3 protein-coding genes and 1 tRNA gene are annotated in these 2,374 nt (G+C 61.9%); 2 read left to right on the top strand and 2 right to left on the bottom strand.

Annotated elements, in window-relative coordinates; genetic code table 11:
• The first annotated feature begins 150 nt into the window (after positions 1-150).
• Both EN914_RS32310 and EN914_RS32305 read left to right on the top strand, forming a co-directional pair.
• A complete protein-coding gene (locus EN914_RS32310; RefSeq protein ID WP_013528180.1) occupies positions 151-540 on the top strand; it encodes a TIGR02300 family protein in 390 nt (129 codons plus the stop codon).
• Positions 541-712: 172 nt separating this feature from the next.
• Positions 713-788: transfer RNA gene (locus EN914_RS32305), tRNA-Ala, on the top strand.
• 192 nt (positions 789-980) lie between these two features.
• On the opposite strand, the gene dgoD is transcribed toward EN914_RS32305, so the two are convergent.
• Together dgoD and EN914_RS32295 are read right to left on the bottom strand one after the other, a co-directional pair.
• On the bottom strand, positions 981-2,129 hold the full coding sequence (gene dgoD, locus EN914_RS32300; protein ID WP_024501895.1) for a galactonate dehydratase: 1,149 nt from the start codon (positions 2,127-2,129) through the stop codon (positions 981-983).
• An 8-nt stretch (positions 2,130-2,137) separates the two neighbouring features.
• Positions 2,138-2,374 (bottom strand): FCD domain-containing protein (locus EN914_RS32295; protein WP_127389540.1); only part of this gene is annotated, 237 nt, incomplete at its 5' end.

The raw sequence follows: 2,374 nt of genomic DNA, 5'->3' as shown, positions 1-2,374 counted from the left end.
CTCGTACCACGGTGGGCCGAAATGGTCATCCCCATGGTCGTCACTTCACGCGAGGCCTTTCAATGCATGGTTTTGTGACGCCGGCTTTTCGCTTTGACAGCGCTGCAAACTGTGGTTAAGGGGACCACTCTTTTATTGACGAGGCTTGCCGTGGCAAAAACCGAACTTGGCACAAAACGTATCGACCCGGAGACGGGCCGAAAATTCTACGACCTGAACAAGGACCCGATCGTCTCGCCCTACACCGGCAAGACCTATCCGCGTTCCTATTTCGAGGAAGGCAAGATTGCCGCTCTCGAGGAGGAAGAGGAAGTGGCCGAGAAGGAAGTGGACGCCGAGGAAGAAGAAGGCGTTGAGGTCGTCTCGCTCGAAGAGGCCGACGAGGACGTCAAGGGCGACGACCTGCCGGATCTTGGCGACGATGAGGACGACGTCGATCTCGGCGACGACGAGGACGACACCTTCCTCGCCGACGAAGAGGAAGAAGATGACGACGTTGCCGACATGATCGGCGTTGGCGACGACGACGACGAGGTCTGATCGGCCTTGAAAGCGGGCGTTTGCGGGCTTTCGTGGTCTGTGAAGAAAAAGCGGCTCTCGAAGGCTTGATATCTGAGAAGGGCGGGGTTAGAAGCCGCCTGCACTAACGGCGCGGTCTCCAACCCGCGCCGGATCTCTTCGCCGGAAACGGCGCCGGTTGACTGCCGGAAGTGGGGCCATAGCTCAGTTGGGAGAGCGCTTGAATGGCATTCAAGAGGTCGTCGGTTCGATCCCGATTGGCTCCACCAAACAGTCCCTCTGCAATTCGCAGCCGATGAATGTGCCGCACTGCGGTCATCTGCGTTTGATGGTCAATTCGGCAACGCCGCTGAAAGCCCCTCGATCAAACCGAACGAACGAGCCATTTCTCGAGAGCAACTGCTCGCCGGACAAAGTCTTCACTATTCATGGAGCGCTTGGAGTCTGAAAGCCAGCCCGGATCACCACTCGGCGAAGGAACCGTCCTTGTGGCGCCAGATCGGGTTGCGCCAGCGGTGGCCTTCCCTGGCGCGTTCCTTGACATAATCCTCGTCGATCTCGACACCCAGGCCCGGGCCGTCGGGAATGGCGACATAACCATCCTCGTAGCGGAAGACATCCTTGTTGGCGGCATAGTCGAGCAGGTCGTTGGCGGCGTTGTAGTGGATGCCGAGGCTCTGCTCCTGGATGAAGCAGTTGTAGCTGACCGCGTCGAGCTGCAGGCACGCGGCAAGCGCGATCGGCCCGAGCGGGCAATGCGGCGCGACCGCGACATCATAGGCTTCCGCCATCGCCGCGATCTTGCGGCATTCTGTGATGCCGCCGGCATGCGACAGGTCGGGCTGGATGATGTCGACGACGCCTTCCTCGAACACGGACTTGAAGTCCCAGCGGCTATAGAGCCGCTCGCCGAGCGCGATCGGCGTCGAGCCAAGCGCGGCGATCTCCTTCAGCGCCTCGCGGTTTTCGCTGAGCACCGGCTCCTCGATGAACATCAGCCTATAGGGTTCGAGTTCCTTGACGAGCGCACGCGCCATCGGCCGGTGCACGCGGCCATGAAAATCGACAGCGATGCCGATGTTTGGCCCGACGGCCTCGCGCACCATGGCGACGCGTTCGACAGCGGCGTCGATCTTGTCATGGCTGTCGACGATCTGCAGTTCTTCGGTACCGTTCATCTTGAGCGCCAGGAAACCGCGCGCAACCATTTCCCTGGCGCCGGCCGCGACCTCCGCCGGGCGGTCGCCGCCGATCCAGGAATAGACCTTGATCGAGTCGCGCAGCTTGCCGCCGAGCAGTTCGTGCACGGGCACGCCGAGCGCCTTGCCCTTGATGTCCCACAGTGCCTGGTCGATCCCGGCAATGGCGCTCATCAGGATCGGGCCGCCGCGGTAGAAACCGCCGCGGTGCATCACCGTCCAGTGGTCCTCGATCAGCCGAGGATCCTTGCCGATGAGATAATCGCCAAGCTCCTTGACCGCCGCCTCGACGGTCAGCGCCCGGCCTTCGACCACCGGCTCGCCCCAGCCGGTGACGCCGGCATCGGTTTCGATCTTCAGGAACAGCCAGCGCGGCGGAACGATGTAGGTGGTGAGCGAGATGATTTTCATGCGCAGTCTCAGTTGCTTTTGAGTTTCTTGGCGCTGACGAGGTCGCGCGCCGCGAGGTCGAGGATCTTGTTTGCCGCCCCACGCGCGGCATCGGCATTGCGCATACGCAGCGCCTCGACCACCTCGCGGTGCGCCGCCACGGCCTCCATGCGCCGGTCGAGCGAAATCACCGCCGTCGCCTCCAGCGAGAATTTCAGCCCGGTGTCGATGAGATTGCCGATCTGGCGAAAGATCGGGTTATGGCT

It is taken from the genome of Mesorhizobium sp. M7A.F.Ca.CA.001.08.2.1, assembly GCF_003998455.1.
Lineage (GTDB): Bacteria > Pseudomonadota > Alphaproteobacteria > Rhizobiales > Rhizobiaceae > Mesorhizobium > Mesorhizobium ciceri.
Note: the sequence above shows the minus strand (reverse complement) of the source record. Positions and strands in the feature narration are given on the sequence as shown.

Bases quoted from the DNA above. Each gene is read 5' to 3' on its own strand.
- dgoD (WP_024501895.1), bottom strand. From the start codon at position 2,129: ATGAAAATCATCTCGCTCACCACCTACATCGTTCCGCCGCGCTGGCTG.